A 20,100-nucleotide genomic window follows, 5' to 3' on the forward strand; every position below is an offset into this window, starting at 1 on the left:
TCACTTTCTCTGGACATTTGACAGGGAAAGCGTCTGCCTCCTGGGCCATCTGTTCAAGACATCAGGCATGATGAGCGACAAATGGGTTTAATCGGGACGTGGGGAGAGCCAAATGTCAGCCGACGAGGGCGTCGAGGGGGTCTGGCCGGGACATTCGGCCAGCAAGCTAGACGGGGTGGACCGCGCGATCATCGCTGAGCTGCTGCGCGACGGCCGGATGTCGATGCGGACCCTCGCCGAGCGCGTCCACATCTCCCGCGCCAACGCCTACGCCCGCCTCACGCGGCTGATGGACGACGGGGTGATCACCGGCTTCACGGCCGAACTCGCCCCGCACAAGGCGGGCCTGGGCACCAGCGCGTACGTCTCGGTCACCATCGAGCAGAACTCCTGGCGCACGGTCTCGGCCAGGCTCCGGGGCATCCCGTACGTCGAGCACTTCGCGATGGTCGGCGGCGACTACGACGTCCTGGCCCTGGTCAGGACGCCGGACAACGCGGCGCTCAGGCAGGTGGTGCTGGAACGCATCCAGGACATCCCCGGCGTCCGGGCCACGCGCACCTGGCTGGTGTTCGACGAGGCGCGCGGCCGGGGCGCGGACTGGGGAGCGCGGGAGGGCTGAGCTACTTCGCGGACTCGCGCGCGCCCCGGAAGGCCTGGTACTCCTCCAGGAGCGCGTCGAGGCTGCGCACCATGAAGGTGTAGTACTCGTGCATCTCCCGCAGGCGCGTGCCCTGCCGCTCGGGCAGGTCGGCCGCGCGCCGCCGCGCGCTCTCGGCCAGGGTCAGCAACTCGGTCGTCTGCTCCAGCTGGTGCTGCAGGCAGCCGCTCCAGGCGTCGTCGCGCCATTCGTAGACGTACTGCCGGGAACCCGGCTCCTTGAAGCGCCGCACGGTTCCGCTGAGCATCAGCAGGCGCGTGGTCTCCGACACCGAGCCCTTGCTCGCGTTCAGGGCGTCCTGCAGCTCCGCCATCGTCATGGGCGCCTCCCTGAGCATGAGGACGCCCGCGGCCCGTCCGGCCATCGGCGGCCAGCCCATCGCCCGGCCGATGTGCAGGCCGAAGTCGTCGATCAGGGGATTCTCAGCGCCGGAACCATCGTCGCCGACGGGGCTGGACACCACCGGACTCCAATCGCTCAGAAAAAAATGAACTTTCACTATTGACTGAACTTTCCGCTGGAGGGCAGTCTACCGGCTAACAGCGGTTCGGGGCGCGACGAGGGCACAGTGCTGGGCCCGCTGGTCGACCGGCGCCAGCGCGACATCGTGGACCGGCACGTCACCGACGCGGTCGAACGCGGCGCCACCGTCCGCACGGGCGGGACCGTGCCCGAGGGCAGGGGCTTCTTCTACCCCGCCACCGTGCTCACCGGCGTGGACGACTCCATGCTGGTCATGACCGAGGAGACCTTCGGCCCGCTCGCCCCGGTCGAGGTCGTCTCCTCCTTCGAGGAGGGGCTGGAGAAGGCGGCCGGCACGCGTTTCGGCCTCGCCGCCAGCGTCTACACCAATGATCCGGCGCACATGGCCGCGGCTCGCGACATCCCCGCCGGGGTCGTATGGGTCAACCAGTGGCAGGGCGGCGGGCCCGAGCGGCTGTACGAGCCGGCGGGTGACAGCGGCATGGGGGCGACCGGATCCCGGGCCGCCTACGACGCGGCCACCCGCCCCGTCTCGATCCACACCGCCCCGTCCGCGTGACGACCCCAAGGGGAGCGGAGTGGGCGTGGTGAAAGGTGAGGTGGCGGCCGGCGCCAAGCGGCATGCCGCGGACGCCGTCGGTGCCTGGAGCAGCCGCCTGGTCGAGCTGTCCCATCGCATCCACTCCCACCCCGAGCCGGCCTTCGAGGAGACGCGGGCCAGCGCGTGGGTGGCGGACGCGCTCAGCGCCGCCGGTTTCGACGTCCGGCACGGCTGCTACGACCTGCCCACCGCCGTCCGGGCGACCGTGGGAACGGGTCCGCTGCACGTCGGGATCTGCGCCGAATACGATGCCCTGCCGCAGATCGGGCACGCCTGCGGGCACAACATCATCGCCGCCGCCGCGGTCGGCGCCGCGGCCGGACTGGCCGGGCTCGCCGACGATCTCGGGCTGACGGTGACCGTCCTCGGCACTCCGGCGGAAGAAAGGCGGCGGCGGCAAGATCCTCATGCTGGAGCGGGGCGCGTTCGCGGGGCTCGACGCGGCGATGATGGTCCATCCCGCCGCGGTCGAGATGGACGCGATGCCCGGCTCGGCCGTCGCCCAGTTCGACATCTCCTACCGCGGGAAACCCGCCCATGCGGGCGCCTACCCTGAGCTGGGCGTCAACGCGGCCGACGCGATGACCGTCGCGCAGGTGGCGATCGGGCTGCTGCGCCAGCAGACGGGCGCCGGTGACCGTGTCCACGGCATCGTCACCCAGGCCGGCACCGGCCTGCCCGCGGTCAACCATCAGCCCGAGTTCGCCGCGGCCTGCGCCACTCCGGCCGCCGACAGAGCGGTATTGGACGGCGCCACCGCCATGGCGTGGACCGCCATCGACCTCACCCGCGCCGCATCCGCTCAGAGCCCCGGTTAAGGAGTCCGCGTTCGCCCCGGTCACCTCACCGGTGACCGGGGCGAAGGCCGTACCGGAGAGGCGCGAGCTCAGCGCCTCCCTCGATGTCCGAAGGGGGTGAGCTCGGACCCCAGGGGCGGTGGTTCAGTGCCCCTCGAAGACGGGCTTGCGCTTGGCGAGGAACGCCTCCACCGCTCCGGCGTGGTCGGCGGTCCGGCCCAACTGCGCCTGGGCGCGCGCCTCTGCCGCGAGTACCGTCCCGAGGTCCCGCTCCCAGGACTGCGCGATCAGCCGCTTGGACGCGGCATACGCGGCGGTCGGCCCGGTCGCGAGCCGGGCCGCGAGCTCACGGCCCGCCGCACCGACGTCCGCGCGTGGGACCACGCGGCCCGAGATCCCCCACGCGACGGCCTGCTGAGCGGTGAAGGACTCGCCGAGCAGGACGAGCTCCTTGGCCCGGGCCTCGCCGACCGCCCGGGTGAGCGTCGTGGACAGCCCGGAGTCGCACGTCAGCCCGATCCCGGTGAACGCCGTCGCGAAGACGGCCTCCTCGGCGAGGACACGCAGGTCGCAGGCCAGCGCGAGGGCCAGCCCCGCGCCGACGCACGTACCGTTGACGGCCGCGACCACCGGCTTGCCCATCGTGGCCACGAGCCGGACGATCGGCGCGTAGTCCTCCTCGACAGTGTCGAACGCGTGCTCCGCGTCGGTACGGAGGGCGGCCGCGTGCTCGGCGAGGTCCTGACCGACGCAGAAGGCGTTGCCCGCGCCGGTCAGCAGTACGGCGCGGACGGCGTCGTCGGACGCGGCCTCTTCGAGCGACCGGCGCAACGCCGTCTTCATGCCGGCGTCCAGCGCGTTGCGGCGATCCGGGCGGTTCAGGATGAGAACGGCCACGGCGCCGTCACGATCGAGGACGATCGGACTCTCGGCATGCTCAAGGACGACCGGCGTCGCGTCCTGGCTCGGTCCGGGCATGTCAGGCCTCCGGCGCGGACGTCGCCGGCCAGGTCTTGGCCACCAGGGTCAGCACGTCGTAGGTGGCGACCGCCTGGCCGTCCTGGTTGGTCACGACGGCGTCCCAGCGGACCTCGCCGTAGTCCGCGCCGACGCGCGGGGTGATCTGCTTGACGGTCAGCGCCACGTCGATCGCGTCGCCGGGCTTGACCGGGGTGAGGAAGCGCAGTCCGTCGACGCCGAAGTTCGCCAGGACCGGTCCGGGCGCGGGGTCGACGAAGAGTCCGGCGGCGAGGGACACGACGAGGTACCCGTGGGCGACGATGCCGCCGAACAGCGGGTTCCGGGCGGCGGCATCGGCGTCGGTGTGCGCGTAGAAGGTGTCCCCGGTGAACTCGGCGAAGTGCTCGATGTCCGCGAGCGTCACCGTCCGCGGCGCGGAGGCGATCGTGTCGCCCACGCGCAGCTCCGCCAAGGACTTCCGGAAGGGGTGGACGCCGGAGTCGACGCGCGCGGCACCCGTCGTCCACCGTCCGGTGATCGCGGTGAGCTGGGCCGGGGAACCCTGTACGGCGGTGCGCTGCATGTGATGCAGAACCCCGCGGACACCGCCGAGCTCCTCACCGCTCCCGGCCCGGCCAGGGCCGCCGTGGACGAGGACGGGCAGCGGCGAGCCGTGCCCGGTGGACTCCCCGGCGTCGTCCCTGTCCAGGACGAGGACCCGGCCGTGCCACGGCGCCAGCCCGAGCACGACGGACCGCGCGATCTCCGGGTCATGGGTGACGACGGAGGCGACGAGGCTCCCCTTGCCCCGAGCGGCGAGGGCGACCGCCGCCTCGACGCCGTCGTAGGTGAGCACGGTGCTCACCGGGCCGAACGGCTCCACGTCGTGCGGCTCGCCGGCGCCGGGGCGCGCGCGCAGCACGAGCGGGGTCATGAAGGCGCCGCGCTCGGCATCGCCGTCGAGCAGGGCCGCGCCCTCCAGGTCGCCGAAGATCACCTCGGCACCCGCCCTGAGCGCCTCGACGGCCTTGCGCACCTCGTCGCGCTGGCCGAGGCCGGCGAGCGGGCCCATCCGCACGTCCGGGTTGCGCGGGTCGCCGACGGTCACCTTCGCCAGGCGGGCGGCGAGCGCGTCGACCACCTGGTCGGCCATCGCCTCGGGGACGAGCACCCGGCGGATGGCCGTGCACTTCTGCCCCGCCTTGACCGTCATCTCGGTGACGACGCCCTTGACGAACAGGTCGAACTCCGGATCGTCCGGCTGTACATCCGGCCCGAGGATCGAGCAGTTGAGCGAGTCTGCCTCGACGCCGAGCAGGACGCCGCCGTCGAGCACGTTCGGGTGGCGGCGCAGGACGCCCGCCGTGTGCGCCGAGCCGGTGAAGGCGACGGAGTCCTGGACCGTCAGCTCGTCGAGCAGCCCGCCCGCGCCGCCGGCGACGAGCTGGAGCGTGCCCTCGGGCAGGATCCCCGCCTCGATGATCAGCCGGACGGCGAGTTCGGTGAGGTACGCGGTCTGGCTCCCGGGCTTGACGATCGACGGCAGCCCGGCGAGGAAGGCCGGGGCCAGCTTCTCGAGCATGCCCCAGACCGGGAAGTTGAAGGCGTTGATCTGCACCGCGACACCCGGTCGCGAGGTGTAGAGGTGCTGGCCGACGAAGGTGCCGCCCTTGCCCAGGCGTTCGAGGCCGCCGTCGAGGAACACCGTGTCGTTCGGCAGCTCGCGGACCCCTTTGCTCGCGTAGCTGAACAGGGTGCCGATGCCGCCGTCCACGTCGACCATCGTGTCCCGCGAGGTGGCTCCGGTCCGTACGGACAGGGCGTAGAGCTCCTCCTTCCGCCCGGACAGGTGCTTGGCCAGTGCCTTGAGCAGGGCCGCCCGCTCGTGGAAGGTCAGGGATCGCAGCGCGGGGCCGCCGGTGTCCCGGGCGTGCCGGACCATCGCGGCGACGTCCAGCCCACGGCTCGAGATTCGCGCGACCTCCTCACCCGTGGCGGCGTCGAGCAGGGGTTGCCCGTCATCCGCCGCCCGGAACCATCGTCCGGCGGCGTAGCTCTCCAGCAGCGCGCTCACGCTGTCTCCTCTCTACGGTTCCGCAGGTCTGCAGGGCTGCGGTTCTGCGGTGGGCGGGCATCCGTCCTCTGGAACATTCCCCGTCACGGCGGCCTGTTGCGCGGGACCCCGGACTCATGCGATGGTATTACTGACCGAGCGATAAGTAAATAAGACCGATGTCTCGGAGGAGAGATGACCACGACTCCGGCGGAGCCGGAACTGCAGGAGCGGCTGCAGGCCGGGTTCGACGCGACCATCGCGCGTAACGACCGGATCGAGCCCCGCGACTGGATGCCGGACGACTACCGCAGGACGCTGGTACGCCAGATCGCCCAGCACGCGCACTCCGAGATCATCGGCATGCAGCCCGAGGGTGCCTGGATCGGCCGCGCCCCATCCCTGCGCCGCAAGGCGATCCTCCTGGCCAAGGTGCAGGACGAGGCCGGGCACGGCCTCTACCTGTACTCGGCGTGCGAGACCCTCGGCGTCTCCCGCATCGAGCTGACCGAGCTGCTGCTGGCCGGCCGGCAGAAGTACTCCTCGATCTTCAACTACCCGACGCTGTCCTACGCCGACGTCGGCACGATCGGCTGGCTCGTCGACGGAGCCGCGATCTGCAACCAGGTGCCGCTCTGCCGCACCTCTTATGGACCGTACGGGCGCGCCATGATCCGCATCTGCAAGGAGGAGTCCTTCCATCAGCGGCAGGGCTATGAGCTGCTCATGACGATGATGCGCGGCACCGACGCCCAGCGCGCCATGGTCCAGGAGTCGGTCGACCGGTTCTGGTGGCCGTCGCTCATGATGTTCGGCCCGCCGGACGGCGAGTCCCCCAACAGCGCGCGCTCGATGGCGTGGGGCGTCAAGCGCAACTCCAACGACGAGCTGCGCCAACGCTTCGTCGACATGACGGTCCCGCAGGCCGACGCGCTCGGGGTGACGCTGCCTGACCCCGACCTGCGGTGGAACGAGGAGCGCGGGCACCACGACTTCGGCGACCCGGACTGGGCGGAGCTCGCCGCGGTCATCCGCGGCGACGGACCGTGCAACGCCGAACGCCTGCGCCACCGCCGGACGGCCCACGAGGACGGCGCCTGGGTACGCGAGGCGGCGTCGGCATTCGCGAGCCGATCCGCCGAGGTCGCCGCCTCGGCGTCGGCGGGCCCGTCCGGCGGGGCCGGTGCCCGATGAGCGCGGACCGGCGGGAATGGCCGCTCTACGAGGTGTTCGTCCGCGGCAAGCGCGGGCTCAACCACGTCCATGTCGGGTCGCTGCACGCTCCGGACGACGCGATGGCCCTGCGGCACGCGCGCGACGTCTATACGCGGCGCAACGAGGGTGTGAGCATCTGGGTCGTACGGACCGACGCCATCACGGCCTCCAGCCCGGACGAGAAGGACCCGCTGTTCGCGCCGAACGGCGACAAGGTCTACCGGCACCCGACGTTCTACGAGATCCCCGAGAACGTGCCGCACATGTGACCTGGCCGACCCACCGCGATCCATCCAGTCCACCGACACGTCCGGAAGGCGGACCACCATGAACGACGACCACGGCAGCGTCTTCGACGGCCTGATCGGCGGGGATTCCGCGCAGTGGGCGTTCGGCACCGATTTCGAGGACCCGCTGGCCGGCGTCGACACGACGGTGCCCGACGGCGTCGACCACGCCGAGCTCGCCGCGTACTGCCTCATGCTCGGCGACGACGCGCTGATCATGTCGCAGCGCCTGTCCGAGTGGTGCAGCCGGGCGCCGGACCTCGAAGAGGACATCGCCCTGGCGAACATCGCCCTCGACCTGCTCGGCCAGGCCCGCCTGCTCCTGGCGCGGGCGGCCGCCGCGGACCCCGTTGTGGTGCCCGCCCTCCCGGAGGGCTCGCCGGTGCCCGCGGAGGACGCGCTGGCGTTCTTCCGTGACGCCGGGCAGTTCGGCAACGTGCGCCTCGCCGAGGTGGCGAACGGCGACTTCGCGCACGTCATCGTCCGTCTGCTGCTGTTCTCGGTGTCCCGGCTCGCGCTGCTGGAACGGCTGCGCGCGAGCATCGACACGGTGCTGGCCCACGTGGCGGCCAAGGGCGTCAAGGAGCTCACCTATCACCGGGACTGGGCGGCCCGCTGGTTCCTCACCCTGGCGGGGGGCACCGAAGAGTCGCGCCGCAGGCTCGTCACCGCCCTCGGCGACCTGTGGCCGTACCAGCCCGAACTGGTCGCCACACACCCCGTCGAGCTCTCGCTCGCGCGGGCCGGGGTCGGCGTCGACCCCGCTACCACCCGCGCTGAGGTGGACGGCATCCTCGACCAGGTGTTCGCCATGAGCGGCGTCGCCCGCCCGGACCGTCCACCCCTGGAGGGCGAGGGCGGACGGACGGGCCGGCACGGCACGCACACCGAGGCCCTCAGCGGCTTGCTCGCCGAGATGCAGGTGGTCGCACGCGCACACCCGAGCGGGCGCTGGTGAGCCCCCGCGACCGGGCCGTCGAGGTCGCCGGGCAGGTGCGTGATCCCGAGATGCCGATGCTCACCCTCGCCGACCTCGGTGTGCTGCGCGGGGTCGACGTCGAGCGGACGACGGACGGCGAGGAGATCGTCGTCGCCTCGATCACCCCTACCTACACCGGCTGCCCGGCCATGGGCACCATGCGCGACGACCTGGTTCACCGGTTGAACGACGCGGGATTCCCCCGCGTCGAGGTGCGCGTCGTGCTCGACCCGCCCTGGTCGAGCGACTGGATCTCCGAGCGCGGCCGGACCGCCCTGCGGGAGGCCGGGCTGTCGGCCCCCGGCCCCGCCCGCCGGCCGGCCGGGCCGGTGGCGCTCACGCTCGGCCCGCCACGGCTCGCCCCGGCCTGCCCGCGCTGCGGTTCGACGGCCACCCGCCTGGTCTCCGAATTCGGCGCCACCGCCTGCAAGGCCCTCTACAGCTGTACCGACTGCCTTGAGCCGTTCGAGCATGTCAAGGAGATATGAGATGAGCACGCTCGCGCCCGGCCGCGCGACGACCCGGGCGTCCGCCGCTTTCCACCTGCTGACCGTGGCGGCGGTGGACCGTCTGTGCGAGGACGCCGTGGCGATCACGTTCGCGGTGCCCGAGGAGTTGCGCGAGGTGTACGACTTCCGGGCCGGGCAGTCGCTCACCCTCCGCCGCTTCGTGGCCGGCCAGGAGCACCGGCGGTCCTACTCGATCTGCGCACCGGCCGGCGCCCCGCCGCGTATCGGGGTCCGCGAGATACCGGACGGGCTGTTCTCCTCCTGGCTCGTCCACGAGGTGGTGCCGGGAACGCGGATCGAGGTGCAGGCTCCTACCGGCTCCTGGCGGGCCGACCCGGCGCTGGGAGAACGGCACCTGTGCGTCGCCGCCGGGTCGGGCATCACCCCGATGCTGTCGGTCGCCTCCACGGTGCTGGCCCATCCCGGTGCCCAGGTGTCGCTCCTGTACGGCAACCGGACGAGCCGTACCGTGATGTTCACGGAGGAACTCGGCGACCTGAAGAACCGGTACGGTCCGCGGCTTCAGGTCGTCCACGTGCTGTCGCGCGAGCCACGTGAGGTCGAGCTGTTCTCGGGGCGGCTCGACGGCGACCGGCTGCGTCGCCTGCTCACCCAGCTGGTTCCGGTCGAGGCGTTCGATCACGTCTGGCTGTGCGGACCGCTGCGCATGGTCGAGGACGCGCGGGCCGTACTCACCGAACTCGCCGTCCCCGCACGGAACGTCCACGTCGAGCTCTTCTATGCCGACGCGCCCCCGCCACCGCCGCGGCGGGCCGACAGGATGACGACCGGCGCGAGCAGCGTGCTGACGACCGTGCTCGACGGCCTGCGTACGACGTCGACCGTCTCCCGGGAGACGACGCTCCTCGACGGCGCCCAGGAGACGCGGGCCGACCTGCCGTTCGCCTGCAAGGGCGGGGTCTGCGGGACGTGCCGCGCCGTCGTCCGCGAGGGGGAGGTGGACATGCGCCGTAACTACGCCCTGGAAGAGTCCGAGGTGGCGGCCGGGTTCGTCCTCACCTGCCAGACGTTTCCGGTGAGCCAGAACGTCACGGTCGACTACGACGCCTGACCATCTTTCGCCGCCCGACGTTGCTTTCGTCGGCCGATGTTCTGTTCGTTTTCCGACCACAGGAGCTCTTCGTGACCGAAGCCTTCGTCGTCTCCGGCGTACGGACGCCGATCCTCGTCACCCTGCTCGGCCGGCTCGAACGCTCCGGAGGCCGGCGCGGGCCGGCGACCATGTGCGTCGGCGTCGGCCAGGGCAGCGCTCTCCTGGTGGAGCGGTCATGACGCTGATCGTCGAGGAAGGCGCCGACCGGGTCGTGTGGCGGCTCAACAGACCCGAGGTCCGCAACGCGATCGACCGCGAGCTGGTCGCCGCGCTCCACCAGGCGTGCGCCGCCGTCGAAGAGGAGCCGCGCGTCGTACTCCTGACCGGCGAGGGGCCGGCCTTCGCGGCCGGAGCGGACATCGCCCAGCTCCGCGAGCGCAACCGGGACGACGCGCTGCGGGGCATCAACTCGAAGATCTTCGACCGGATCCACCGGCTGCCGATGCCGACCGTGGCCCTCATCGACGGGTACGCCCTGGGCGGCGGGGCCGAGCTCGCGTATGCCTGCGACTTCCGGATCGGCACGCCGCGGGCGCGGATCGGCAACCCGGAGACGGACCTCGGCATCGTCGCGGCGGCCGGCGCGGCCTGGCGCCTCGCCGAGCTCGTCGGGGAACCCCTGGCCAAGGAGATCCTCCTCGCGGGCCGTGTCCTCACGGCTGAGGAGGCGCGGGCCGTATACCTGCTCAACGACGTCGTGGAGCCCGAAGACCTGCTGGCCGCGGGACATCGGCTCGCCGACCGCATCACCGCGCGGGCACCGCTGGCGACGCGGCTGACCAAGGCCGTCTTCCACGCCCCGCGGGCCGCGCACCCGTTCGTCGACGATCTCGCACAGGCGGTCCTGTTCGAGACGGAGGAGAAACACGCCCGCATGACGGCATTCCTGAACCGGCGACAGGAGCGAAGCTCATGACCGGCGGTGCTCTGCCACGGACGGTGGGGGTCTTCGGCGGCGGGCGGATGGGGTCCGGGATCGCGCACGCGTTCCTCGCCTCGGGCAGTCACGTGATCGTCGTGGAGAACGGCCCCGAGGCGGCCGACCAGGCCAAGGCACGGGTGGGCGACAGCCTGGCCAAGGCCCATGCGAAAGGCAGGCTCGGCGTCCCGCTCCCGGACGTCCTGGCCCGGCTGCGGACCACGACCGATCCGGGCGAGCTGGCCTCGTGCGAGCTCGTCGTCGAGGCGGTCCCGGAGGACGCGGCGCTCAAGGCCGAGGTGCTCGCCCTGGTCGAGCAGCGGGCGCCGGACGCGGTGCTCGCCTCGAACACCAGCAGCCTGTCGATCGGCGGGCTCGCCGCCGATCTGGCCTCGCCGGGCCGCTTCCTCGGGCTGCACTTCTTCAACCCCGTCCCGGTCAGCGACCTCGTCGAGATCGTCACCGGGCCCCGCACCGAGCCGGCACTCGTGACGCGGGCACAGGAGTGGGTCACGGCCCTCGGCAAGACCCCGATCACCGTCGCGGACTCGCCAGGTTTCGCGAGCAGCCGCCTCGGCGTCTGCCTGGCGCTGGAGGCGATGCGGATGCTGGAGGAGGGCGTCGCGAGCGCGGCCGACATCGACACGGCGATGACGCTCGGCTACCGGCACCCGATGGGACCGCTGCGGACCACCGACGTGGTCGGACTCGACGTGCGGCTCGCGATCGCCGAACACCTGGCGCGCGAGCTGGGACCCCGTTTCGAGCCGCCGCGGATCCTGCGCGACCTCGTCACCGCCGGGCACCTGGGCCGCAAGACGGGCCAGGGCTTCTACACGTGGTGAGCACGCAGGCCCTGAGGCGGGCGCGGTCGCGCGGGTTGAGGTTCCGGGCCTGACGCGGGCGCGCGGGGTTCAGGCGTGGTGTCGGGCCAAGCCGTCGAAGGCGATGACGGTGATGGCGTCGGCGACCGCCGCCGCGTCGTACACGCCGTCCGGTCGATACCACTCGACCAGCGAGTTCACCATGCCGAACAGCAGCCGGCTCACGAGCGTCGGCGGCACGTCGTCGCGCAGGGAGCCCTCCGCGACGGCGTCCGCGACGAGCGCGGCGAGGCGGTCGTCGAGCCAGCGCCGCCGCTCCAGGGCGGCCAGTTCGATCCCGCTGTTGCCGCGCACCCGGAGCAGGAGCGTGACGGAGGGCTGGTGTGCCACGAGAACCTCGACGCTGCGCCGCAGCACCTCACGCAGGCGTTCGTACGCCGTCGCGCCGGCCCGATCGCCAGAGGCCGCGGTCACGACGGCGGTGAGCTCGTCGAGAGCGTCGTCCAACGCCTGGCTGAGCAGTTGCTCCTTGCTCGTGACGTGGTGGTAGATGGCCGGCTTCGTCAGTCCGAGCTCCTTGGCCAGGTCTCCCATGCTCGTGGCGTCGTACCCCTTGCGGTTGAACAGCTCCACGGCGGTGCGCAGGATCGCGGCCTGGTCGTAGCCGGGACGGCCACGACCACGGCGCGGAGTCGGCTCGGCGGGCTCGGTCGTCGTCACGCATGAAGGATCTCACGGCAGCTCAGGCGCCCCGGCGTCCCCGCGCCCCGTGCTCGCCTTGCTCAGGCCGGGAAGTCCTTGGGGTTGATCGAGGTGGTCCGCGCGTTGCCGCCTCTGATCGGGTTGAGGGTCAGGGTCCAGACGCTCCTTGAGGTGGCGGTCGTGGTGAACTTCAGCCGATCGTTGAACCGCTGGTACACGGCGCTCTGGCTGAACCTGCCCTTCGACGTCCTGAACCGGGAGCCGGTGGTGAAGTAGACCCGGTACGTCCCGTCCCTGACGTCCCTCACGCTGGCGGAGGACCGGGCGCGAACGTAGATGCTGATCGCCTTGGTCCTGCCCTTGACCAGAGTGACGACGCCGTCCCTGGAGGTCCCGTTCTTGATCTTGAGGGTGCCCTGGCCGCCGCTGACGCGGTCGTAGAGGATCTTGCCATTACGCGGGCGCGCGGCGGCGGCAGAGTCGGCCGCCGGGGAAACCGCCGAAGCGGCGGTACGCTCGCCGGCCACGACGGCGCCGGCCGGCGAAGCGGTCAGCAGGCCACCGGCCAGCGCGACGGCCGCGACGACGCCGGTGCGTAATGGGGTTCCTTCGATAATGCTCTTCACAGTGCACATCTCCTTGAGGGTCGCCGATCAGACCAAACATAGAAGAACCCGCTCTGATCGCCTATCCGTTATTCACAAGGATGCGGGAACCACCTTCGCGACAGTTGCGCATGGCGCTTGATTCCGTATCGTCCCCATCAGCGGCCCCGACGACCACGTAAGGAATGATCGGCATGTCCGACGATGTGGCACGACGCGTTTTCCAGGTGGTCGATTTGTTCGACCCCGACAAGTTCGCCCAGTTGCTGGCCGAGGACGCCACGTTGGTGTTCGGCAACGCCGAGCCGACGGTGGGCCGCGAGGCCATCGCCGCCGGGCTGCGGACGTTCTTCTCCACCATCGGCGGCCTGCGGCACCGGATCGTCCGGAGCTGGCAGGTGGACGCCGACACCATCGCCGAGACCGAGGTCACCTACCGGCGGCTCGACGGCAAGGATGCCAGCGTCGCGGCCGTGTCCATCTGGCGTACCCGCGAGGACGGTCTGATCTCGGACTACCGCATCTTCATCGATCTCGCGCCCGTCTACGCGGCTTAGTCAGGTCGGATGTCTCGCCTTGCAAGATCGCTTTAAGCGGCGCGCGCCTTTACAAGGTAAATCCATATCTGACGCGCTTTTTCCTGTGCGTATTTCTACACGTTCCGCCGTTGAACCCGGCTGCTGCCGCACCCCGTACAACCGTGCGTCAACCCAGCTATGAGCCTCACCCTCGAGGCGCCCGAAAGGTTCATCATGACGAAGCGCATCCTCACCGTCCCCGGCCTGGTTCTCGCCACCGCTCTGGTCGCGGGTGGCCTCGCGCCCGCCGCGGCGCAGGCGAGCACGAGCTCCGATGTCTACCTGGCCGCCTCGCTGCTGGGCAAGAACGAGGTGCCCGCGGCGGGCGCGAAGGTCGGCGACAAGAACGGCAGCGCGGTCGCCGTATTCCATATCCATGGAAACCAGGTCGATTACGCCATTCGCTGGCAGAACATCGCCGCCCCGACCGCGTTCCACATCCACCAAGGCAAGGCGGGCAAGAACGGCGACGTCAAGATCCCGTTCTTCGGCGAGGCGCTGCCCGGCAGCCTGAGCGCCGTGAAGGGGACCGTCAAGGTCAGCGACTCCGGCCTGCTCAACCGGATCAAGAACAATCCCAAGAAGTGGTACGCCAACCTGCACACCGGCGAGTTCCCCGGCGGTGCCGTCCGCGGCCAGCTCTACAAGATCCGCCCAGTGGCGCTCGAGTCGGTGCTGGCGAACGGCTCGCGCTCCACACTGACCGCCTCGGCCGACGGCCACCAGGAGGTCCCGGCGCCCGGGACGAAGGTGGGCGACAAGGACGGGCGGGCCGCATGGCTCGTCTGGGTCAAGGGCACCCAGGTGCACTTCGCCACCATCTGGAAGAAGATCGCCGCGCCGACGAACGGGCACATCCACCGCGGCAAGAAGGGCAAGAACGGCCCCGTGGTCGTGAACTTCTTCAGTGACGCCAACGGCCTGCCCGCCGGGATCAACGGCATCGCGGGCACGGCGAGCACCTCCGCCAAGGTCGCCGGCGGGATCAGGCACAACCCGAAGAACTGGTACGTCAACCTGCACACCGGCGAGTTCCCCGGCGGCGCGGTGCGCGGCCAGCTCCACGGCGGCGGCTGGTAAGACCCCCGATACCGCGCGGGCCGGCCGATCAGGCCGGCCCGCGCCGTGCGTCTCGGCCGACCCCGACCGGCCTCGAAAAGGACCGCCGAACCGCACGCGACCAGCACTCTCCACGACGACCCGCCCTCGGCGCGCGTTCCGGCGATGGGTACGGTGTGTCCAATGCTTACGGTAGTGACGGCGTTCACCCCCATCTGGATCATCGGCGCCCTCGGGTGGCTGACCGGGCGTTTCCGGGTGGCGAGCGGGCAGTTCCAGCAGGCGCTCACGGGGTTCACCTTCACCATCGCCATGCCCGCCGTACTGTTCACCACGCTCAGCCGTACGCCGCTCAGCCAGATCCAGCCGCGACCGCTGCTCGCCTTCGCGATCAGCACCGTCGTGGTCGGCGTGCTCGCGCTCGTGACGCTGCGCGGCAAGCTGCCCGACCGGGTGATCGGGGCGATGTCGTCGGCCTACGTCAACGCCGGCAACCTCGGCATCCCCATCGGCCTGTACGTCCTGCACGACGCGACCTTCGTGGTGTCGGTGCTGATCTTCCAGGTGCTGGTGATGTCTCCGCTGATCTTCCTGGGCCTGGGCGTCGAACGCTCCTCCCTGCTGGCCCCGCTGCGGATGCCGATCGTGGTGGCATCGGTGCTCGGCCTGGGCATGTCCGCCTTCGGCTGGCGTCTGCCCGAGCCCGTGATGCGGCCGCTGGACCTGCTCGGTGGCGCGGCGGTGCCGCTGGCGCTGTTCGCGCTGGGCATGTCGCTGAACGGCTCGGCCGTCGCCTGGCGCCGGGTCGCTCCGGTGGTGACGCTCAAGCTGCTGGTCCAGCCGCTGGTGGCGTTCCTTGCCGGGCGGTTCCTGCTCCATCTCGACGGCCATGCGCTGTTCGCGGCCGTCCTGTTCGCCGGGCTGCCCACCGCGCAGAACACCTACGTCTACGCCGCCGAGTACGGGCGGCCCACCGAGCTGCCCCGCGACACCATCCTGGTCTCGAGCGTCCTGTCGCTGGCCACCCTGTCGGTGATCGCCGTGCTGGCCGGGGGCGCGGGCGCGCTCGCCCCCAAATGATCGCTAACCGGACATCTTTCCGGTAGAAGGTACTCGTATCATCGAACTCAGCTCCATGAGGTACCCGTGCCGAAACTTCTGCGCCTATTAACCGCCCCCCTGCTCATCGTGACCCTCGTCCTGAGCGGCACCCCCGCCCGCGCCGACAGCGACCCGCTGCTCGCCACCCAGTGGCAGCTCGCCTGGGACACCTACCGGTTCTACGAGCACCTGGCCGGCCCCCTCCCCCTGGACGGCCGGACCGCGGTCACCCGTGACCTCTCGATCGACATCGCCGCCCCCCTTGACCACGTCTTCGCGGCGTACTCCGACATCAACCACCACATCGGGCTGCACCCCTTCCTGAAGCGCGTCGCCACCCACGCCGACTACGTCCAGGACGGCCTGCGGTACATCAACTTCACGGCCGTCGAGGACGTCCCGGTCACCGATGGGGTGCCCGTCACCGCCAACACGCACGCCCAGCAGCGCATCCACGCCGCGGAGTACTTCTACGAGACCGACACCTGGACCATGCCGAACGTCGTCACCCACCAGCGGATCGACTTCACCGACCTGGGCGGCGGCCAGACCCGGGTGACCGAGCACCTGACGTTCGAGGCGAACGTCCTGCTCATCGACTTCACCGTGACCAACGGCGTCTCCTCCCACCAGCAGACCCAGGTGGCGCTGAAGGAGGCCATCGAGAGCGGCCGACTGTGACAGGCCGGGCGGTCACGTTCGAGAGGTGATGCCCTTACCGCGTCCTGCCCTCAGCCGGGCAGGATGCGGTAGCCGGCGTCCACGGGGATGATCACCGAGCCCCTCCAGGCGCTGTCGGACTGGATCCGGGATCACGCGAACGCCATCCTCGCCGCCCAGGCAGCCCACGAACAGCAAGGCGACTGAGCCGGCTCATCCTCGCCCATGACCGGCTGCGCACGGGCCGGTAGGGCTCCCCTGCTGTTAACTCCTAAAACCTGGACCGATAACCAAATTTCGGGCATGCTTGTCGAGATCATCAGTCAAGTGGCCTATGAAGGGACAATCAGGTGAGAATGCCGACAAAGGCGGCAATCTTTACGGCGGCACTCTGCCTCAGCGGTGTCATAGCGAGCCCGGCGAACGCCGCCGCGGCCGCGAGCCCGGAGAGCATCTGCGGCTCCGGTTACGGGCGCATCACCGGCGGCACCCAGCCGGTCAAGACCTCGAGCGGCCGCCGGTACGGCACGGTCTACCTGCTCTACAACCGCGGCAACGGCTACAACTGCGTGGTGACGATCAAGTCGAGCTTCGTCGGCACGAAGACCCCGGTCACCGCCGAGCTCACGATCATGGCCAAGCCGATCAAGGACACGAAGCAGAGCCCGATCGTGCGTTCCGACCGCGGCAACTTCAAGTCCTACGCGGGACCGGTGAAGTACTGGGCCCAGGGCAGGTGCGTGAAGTTCTGGGGCACGATCAAGCCGCTCGGCCACGACCCGGCCGTCGCCAGCGGGGGCCGTGCGAAGTGGGACAACTGCGGATAGCGTCCGCGATGGCGCCTCCGTCTTACCCCTGACTTGTCGAGGTTTCATACTGACTCCCTGACATGATCGTCGGGAGGCCGGATGTTGTACGGACGCGGGGCCGAGCAGGCCGAGATCGACGCGCTGCTCGAGGCCGCCCGGGCCGGACGCAGCGGCGCGGTCGTCGTCAAGGGCGAGACCGGCATCGGCAAGTCGGCGCTCCTCGGCTACGCCGCCGGGCGGGCCGCCGGCTGGCCGGTGCTGCGCACGCTGGGGGTGGAGTCGGAGACCGAGCTGCCGTTCGCCGCTCTCCACCTGCTCCTGCGGCCGGTACTGGGGTACGCCGAGCGGTTGCCGCCCGGCCAGGCGGCGGCATTGCGCGGTGCGATCGGGGCGGCGCCCGCCGAGGTGGCCGACCGGTTCCTCGTCGGGCTGGCCGCGCTCACGCTGCTGTCCGATCTGGCGGGCGACGAGCCGATCCTGTGCCTGGTGGACGACGCGCAGTGGCTCGACGACGCCTCAGCCGACGCGCTGCTGTTCGCGGCCAGGCGGCTCGACGCCGAGGGCGTGGTCATGCTGTTCGCCCTCCGGGACGGCGCGGCCATCCCGCGCCCAGGGGCGATGGCCACACCCGGAGTGATACCGCTGCGGCCGGAATCCCTGGCCACGCCCCGAGTGATACCGCCGCGGCCGGAGCCCCTGGCCACGCCTGGGGTGGCCGAGCTGCGGCTGGGCAGGCTGGAGGCGGCGGTGGCCGAGGAGTTTCTGGCCGATCGGGCCCGCGACCTGGCGCCGCAGGTGCGGCGCCGGGTCCTCGACGAGGCGGCGGGCAATCCGCTGGCGCTGATCGAGTTCGCCGCCGTTCTGACCCCTGAGCAGCGGGCGGGACGGATGAGCCCGCTGCCGTTCGCGGGCGAGTCGGGGCCGCTGTCGCACCGGGTGCGGACCACGTTCGAGGCTTACATCAACCGTTTCCCCGAGTCGGCCAGGGCGGCGTTGCTCGTGGCGGCGGCCGACGACACCGGGGATCTGGACCTGATCCTGCGGGCCGCCGCCCGTCTCGGCGCGACGGTCGCGGACCTGACGCTCGCCGAACGCGAAGAGCTGATCGAGCTCTCGGCGGCCGGGCTGTCGTTCCGGCACCCGCTGATCAGGAGCGCGGCCTACCGTGGCGCGCCATACTTCCGCCGGGTCGCGGCCCACCTGGCGCTCGCAGAGTCGCTGAGCGACCAGACGGCCAGGTGTCTGGGTGACCCCATGGGCAAACCCCTGGACGGCCGAACAACCGGGTCACCGCCCGGCCGGACAACCACGCCTCTGCCCGGCCGAACAGCCGCGCCCCTGCCCGGCCGAACAACTGCGTCCCAGAACAACTGGACGGCCGCGTCTCTGGAGGATCAGGCGGCCGAATCCCTCGATGGCCAAGCGCGGGCCGATCGGCGGGCCTGGCATCGGGCCGCCGCCGCGACCGGCCCAGACGAGAGGGTCGCCGGGGATCTGGAGCGCGCCGCCTTACGGGCGCGCGACCGGCAGGGGACAGCCGCCGCGTCCGTGGCGTACGAGCGGGCCGCCGATCTCACCGCCGACCCCGCCCGCACGGCGCGCAGGCTGATCGCGGCGGCGGAGCTGGCGGTCCAGGCGGGTCAGCTGAAGCGGGCCGGCGGGGTGGCCGACCGGGCGGCGCCGCTCGCCACCACGCCGGCCGAGCGCGCCTGGCTCGCCCAGGTACGTGCCTGCGTGGAGGTGGAGCAGGGCTCGCCGAGCGCTGCGGGCCGGATTCTGGCCGAGGGCGCTGAGCACGTGCTGACCACCGACCCCGCGCTCGCGGCCCGCATGCTGGCCGAGGCGATCCATTACGCCTCCTTCGCCGCCGACCCCGAGCTCGCCCACGACGCCAACCACCGACTCAGCGCGCTCGCGCCGCCGGTGTCACTGCCGCTTCCGCTGCCAGCAGGTCCGCAACCGCCGCAACCGGCAGAGCCGCAACCACCGCAGTCCCAAGGGCCCGGCGTGCTTGCCGCCGGGATGGCGGTCATGGCGCGGCTCGTGGAGGGCCAGGCCGTGGCGGACCTCTCCCCCGTCCGCGCCGCCGCCCGCCTCGCCCGCGACTCCCCCGACCTGCTGCCCCTCGCCGCCTCCCTGAGCATCGTCTCGGGTGACGAAGTGACGGCCCACGGGCTGGCCGAGTCGCTGGTCGCGCGCTGTCGCGAGCACGGCCTGATCGGCCTGCTCCCCCACGCGCTGGGGCTGCTCGCGCAGGCCCAGATGCTGCGCGGCAGGCATCGCGAGGCGTCGGCCGCCGCCTCCGAGGCGCTGATCGTCGCCTCCGACGTCCACCAGGCCCACCGGGCCGGCCACCTGCACGGCCTGCTGGCCTGGCTGGCCGCGGTCGGTGGCGAGGAGGAGCGCTGCCTGGAGCTGGCCGCGGAGGCGGACGGCGACGTCGAGGCCACCAGGGCGCTCGCCGCCTGGGCGCTCGGTCTGTCCCAGCTGGGCCGGGGCAGGGCCGGGGCCGCTCTCGACCACCTCCAGGCGGCGGGTCAGCGCCATCCCGTGGTCGCGCTCTGCGCGGCGCCCGACCTGGTCGAGGCGGCGGTCCGCGCCGGGCGGGTGGACCTGGCGGAGAAGGCGGCGGCCAGGTTCGAGGGCTGGGCGGCCGTCGTGGAGCGCCCGTGGGCGAACGCGATCGCCGCCCGGCTCAGGGGGCTGCTGGCCGAGGGTGACGAGGCGGGCGGGCACTTCGCGCGGGCTGTGGCCGTACCCGCCGATCAGCCGTTCCAGCAGGCGCGCAACGAGCTGCTGTACGGCGAGTGGCTCAGGCGCGCGCACCGCCGTTCGGACGCGCGGCGGCGGCTGCGCGCCGCCTTCGAGGCGTTCGAGGCGCTCGGCGCCGCGCCCTGGGCCCGCCGCGCCCACGGCGAGCTGGAGGCGGCCGGCGCGGCCGCCGTGTCCAGGAGCGGCGGCCCGCTCGACCGGCTGACGCCGCAAGAGCGTCAGGTGGTACGGCTGGCGGCGGCCGGGCTGTCCAATCGGCAGATCGGCGCGCGGCTGTTCCTCAGTCCGCGTACGGTGGGACATCATCTGTACAAGGCGTTTCCCAAGCTCGGTGTGGCTTCCCGAGCCCAGCTCGGCGACCTCGACCTAAGTGAGTGACCGCGGCTACTTAGTCGCGAGCCGGCGTGACCGG

General features: G+C 71.4%; 22 protein-coding genes. 17 read left to right on the forward strand and 5 right to left on the reverse strand.

Features of this window, described 5'->3' with window-relative positions; translation table 11 throughout:
• Nucleotides 1-112 precede the first annotated feature (112 nt).
• A complete protein-coding gene (locus LDL49_RS12055; protein WP_225291083.1) occupies nt 113-622 on the forward strand; it encodes an Lrp/AsnC family transcriptional regulator in 510 nt (169 codons plus the stop codon).
• 1 nt (nt 623) lies between these two features.
• On the opposite strand, the gene LDL49_RS12060 is transcribed toward LDL49_RS12055, so the two are convergent.
• Entirely contained in the window at nt 624-1,121 is a 498-nt protein-coding gene (locus LDL49_RS12060) for a GbsR/MarR family transcriptional regulator (RefSeq protein ID WP_225291084.1), read from the reverse strand.
• A 57-nt stretch (nt 1,122-1,178) separates the two neighbouring features.
• On the opposite strand from LDL49_RS12060, the gene LDL49_RS12065 reads away from it, so the two are divergent.
• Nucleotides 1,179-1,703: an aldehyde dehydrogenase family protein gene (locus LDL49_RS12065; protein WP_225291435.1), complete on the forward strand. Its 525-nt coding sequence runs from the start codon at nt 1,179-1,181 to the stop codon at nt 1,701-1,703.
• A 449-nt stretch (nt 1,704-2,152) separates the two neighbouring features.
• Nucleotides 2,153-2,563, forward strand: a complete 411-nt coding sequence (locus tag LDL49_RS12070; protein ID WP_225291085.1) for a zinc-binding metallopeptidase family protein — start codon at nt 2,153-2,155, stop codon at nt 2,561-2,563.
• A 123-nt stretch (nt 2,564-2,686) separates the two neighbouring features.
• On the opposite strand, the gene LDL49_RS12075 is transcribed toward LDL49_RS12070, so the two are convergent.
• Together LDL49_RS12075 and paaZ are read right to left on the reverse strand one after the other, a co-directional pair.
• Nucleotides 2,687-3,520, reverse strand: a complete 834-nt coding sequence (locus LDL49_RS12075; protein ID WP_225291086.1) for an enoyl-CoA hydratase/isomerase family protein — start codon at nt 3,518-3,520, stop codon at nt 2,687-2,689.
• A 1-nt stretch (nt 3,521) separates the two neighbouring features.
• Nucleotides 3,522-5,576: a phenylacetic acid degradation bifunctional protein PaaZ gene (paaZ, locus tag LDL49_RS12080; protein WP_225291087.1), complete on the reverse strand. Its 2,055-nt coding sequence runs from the start codon at nt 5,574-5,576 to the stop codon at nt 3,522-3,524.
• A gap of 174 nt (nt 5,577-5,750) precedes the next feature.
• On the opposite strand from paaZ, the gene paaA reads away from it, so the two are divergent.
• From paaA to LDL49_RS12120, 8 genes are all read left to right on the forward strand, one after another.
• On the forward strand, nt 5,751-6,749 hold the full coding sequence (gene paaA, locus LDL49_RS12085; protein ID WP_225291088.1) for a 1,2-phenylacetyl-CoA epoxidase subunit PaaA: 999 nt from the start codon (nt 5,751-5,753) through the stop codon (nt 6,747-6,749).
• Entirely contained in the window at nt 6,746-7,039 is a 294-nt protein-coding gene (gene paaB / locus LDL49_RS12090) for a 1,2-phenylacetyl-CoA epoxidase subunit PaaB (protein WP_225291089.1), read from the forward strand. The genes paaA and paaB overlap by 4 nt, the downstream gene beginning before the upstream one ends.
• A 58-nt stretch (nt 7,040-7,097) precedes the next feature.
• The gene (paaC, locus tag LDL49_RS12095; RefSeq protein WP_225291090.1) at nt 7,098-8,015 is read left to right on the forward strand and encodes a 1,2-phenylacetyl-CoA epoxidase subunit PaaC; all 918 of its coding nucleotides are present in this window, start codon (nt 7,098-7,100) and stop codon (nt 8,013-8,015) included.
• Nucleotides 8,012-8,524, forward strand: a complete 513-nt coding sequence (gene paaD / locus LDL49_RS12100) for a 1,2-phenylacetyl-CoA epoxidase subunit PaaD (protein ID WP_225291091.1) — start codon at nt 8,012-8,014, stop codon at nt 8,522-8,524. The genes paaC and paaD overlap by 4 nt, the downstream gene beginning before the upstream one ends.
• 1 nt (nt 8,525) lies before the next feature.
• Entirely contained in the window at nt 8,526-9,617 is a 1,092-nt protein-coding gene (paaE, locus tag LDL49_RS12105; protein ID WP_225291092.1) for a 1,2-phenylacetyl-CoA epoxidase subunit PaaE, read from the forward strand.
• Nucleotides 9,618-9,688: 71 nt separating this feature from the next.
• On the forward strand, nt 9,689-9,838 hold the full coding sequence (locus LDL49_RS12110; protein ID WP_225291093.1) for a hypothetical protein: 150 nt from the start codon (nt 9,689-9,691) through the stop codon (nt 9,836-9,838).
• On the forward strand, nt 9,835-10,575 hold the full coding sequence (locus LDL49_RS12115; protein WP_225291094.1) for an enoyl-CoA hydratase/isomerase family protein: 741 nt from the start codon (nt 9,835-9,837) through the stop codon (nt 10,573-10,575). Before LDL49_RS12110 ends, LDL49_RS12115 begins: the two co-directional genes overlap by 4 nt.
• Nucleotides 10,572-11,423, forward strand: a complete 852-nt coding sequence (locus tag LDL49_RS12120) for a 3-hydroxyacyl-CoA dehydrogenase family protein (protein WP_225291095.1) — start codon at nt 10,572-10,574, stop codon at nt 11,421-11,423. The genes LDL49_RS12115 and LDL49_RS12120 overlap by 4 nt, the downstream gene beginning before the upstream one ends.
• A gap of 69 nt (nt 11,424-11,492) precedes the next feature.
• On the opposite strand, the gene LDL49_RS12125 is transcribed toward LDL49_RS12120, so the two are convergent.
• Nucleotides 11,493-12,122, reverse strand: a complete 630-nt coding sequence (locus LDL49_RS12125; protein ID WP_225291096.1) for a TetR/AcrR family transcriptional regulator — start codon at nt 12,120-12,122, stop codon at nt 11,493-11,495.
• A gap of 62 nt (nt 12,123-12,184) precedes the next feature.
• Nucleotides 12,185-12,730, reverse strand: coding sequence for a hypothetical protein (locus tag LDL49_RS12130; protein WP_225291097.1), 546 nt, complete (start codon nt 12,728-12,730; stop codon nt 12,185-12,187).
• Nucleotides 12,731-12,903: 173 nt separating this feature from the next.
• Between LDL49_RS12130 and LDL49_RS12135 the strand changes: the two genes are divergently transcribed.
• The 6 genes from LDL49_RS12135 to LDL49_RS12160 all read left to right on the forward strand — a co-directional run bounded on the left by LDL49_RS12135 (nt 12,904) and on the right by LDL49_RS12160 (nt 20,066).
• Nucleotides 12,904-13,266: a nuclear transport factor 2 family protein gene (locus tag LDL49_RS12135; RefSeq protein WP_225291098.1), complete on the forward strand. Its 363-nt coding sequence runs from the start codon at nt 12,904-12,906 to the stop codon at nt 13,264-13,266.
• 195 nt (nt 13,267-13,461) lie between these two features.
• Nucleotides 13,462-14,367, forward strand: coding sequence for a CHRD domain-containing protein (locus LDL49_RS12140; RefSeq protein ID WP_225291099.1), 906 nt, complete (start codon nt 13,462-13,464; stop codon nt 14,365-14,367).
• A gap of 162 nt (nt 14,368-14,529) precedes the next feature.
• Nucleotides 14,530-15,426 (forward strand): AEC family transporter, encoded by an 897-nt coding sequence (locus LDL49_RS12145; RefSeq protein ID WP_225291100.1) that lies wholly within the window; start codon nt 14,530-14,532, stop codon nt 15,424-15,426.
• Nucleotides 15,427-15,492: 66 nt separating this feature from the next.
• The gene (locus LDL49_RS12150) at nt 15,493-16,128 is read left to right on the forward strand and encodes an SRPBCC family protein (protein ID WP_225291101.1); all 636 of its coding nucleotides are present in this window, start codon (nt 15,493-15,495) and stop codon (nt 16,126-16,128) included.
• A gap of 329 nt (nt 16,129-16,457) precedes the next feature.
• Nucleotides 16,458-16,934, forward strand: coding sequence for a hypothetical protein (locus tag LDL49_RS12155; protein WP_225291102.1), 477 nt, complete (start codon nt 16,458-16,460; stop codon nt 16,932-16,934).
• An 81-nt stretch (nt 16,935-17,015) separates the two neighbouring features.
• Nucleotides 17,016-20,066, forward strand: coding sequence for an ATP-binding protein (locus tag LDL49_RS12160; protein WP_225291103.1), 3,051 nt, complete (start codon nt 17,016-17,018; stop codon nt 20,064-20,066).
• Nucleotides 20,067-20,100 lie beyond the last annotated feature (34 nt).

The organism is Nonomuraea aurantiaca (assembly GCF_020215705.1).
GTDB lineage: Bacteria > Actinomycetota > Actinomycetes > Streptosporangiales > Streptosporangiaceae > Nonomuraea > Nonomuraea aurantiaca.

Bases quoted from the DNA above. Each gene is read 5' to 3' on its own strand.
- LDL49_RS12055 (WP_225291083.1), top strand. From the start codon at position 113: ATGTCAGCCGACGAGGGCGTCGAGGGGGTCTGGCCGGGACATTCGGCC.
- LDL49_RS12070 (WP_225291085.1), top strand. From the start codon at position 2,153: ATGCTGGAGCGGGGCGCGTTCGCGGGGCTCGACGCGGCGATGATGGTC.
- LDL49_RS12075 (WP_225291086.1), bottom strand. From the start codon at position 3,520: ATGCCCGGACCGAGCCAGGACGCGACGCCGGTCGTCCTTGAGCATGCC.
- paaA (WP_225291088.1), top strand. From the start codon at position 5,751: ATGACCACGACTCCGGCGGAGCCGGAACTGCAGGAGCGGCTGCAGGCC.
- paaB (WP_225291089.1), top strand. From the start codon at position 6,746: ATGAGCGCGGACCGGCGGGAATGGCCGCTCTACGAGGTGTTCGTCCGC.
- paaC (WP_225291090.1), top strand. From the start codon at position 7,098: ATGAACGACGACCACGGCAGCGTCTTCGACGGCCTGATCGGCGGGGAT.
- paaE (WP_225291092.1), top strand. From the start codon at position 8,526: ATGAGCACGCTCGCGCCCGGCCGCGCGACGACCCGGGCGTCCGCCGCT.
- LDL49_RS12115 (WP_225291094.1), top strand. From the start codon at position 9,835: ATGACGCTGATCGTCGAGGAAGGCGCCGACCGGGTCGTGTGGCGGCTC.
- LDL49_RS12120 (WP_225291095.1), top strand. From the start codon at position 10,572: ATGACCGGCGGTGCTCTGCCACGGACGGTGGGGGTCTTCGGCGGCGGG.
- LDL49_RS12135 (WP_225291098.1), top strand. From the start codon at position 12,904: ATGTCCGACGATGTGGCACGACGCGTTTTCCAGGTGGTCGATTTGTTC.
- LDL49_RS12140 (WP_225291099.1), top strand. From the start codon at position 13,462: ATGACGAAGCGCATCCTCACCGTCCCCGGCCTGGTTCTCGCCACCGCT.
- LDL49_RS12145 (WP_225291100.1), top strand. From the start codon at position 14,530: ATGCTTACGGTAGTGACGGCGTTCACCCCCATCTGGATCATCGGCGCC.
- LDL49_RS12160 (WP_225291103.1), top strand. From the start codon at position 17,016: ATGTTGTACGGACGCGGGGCCGAGCAGGCCGAGATCGACGCGCTGCTC.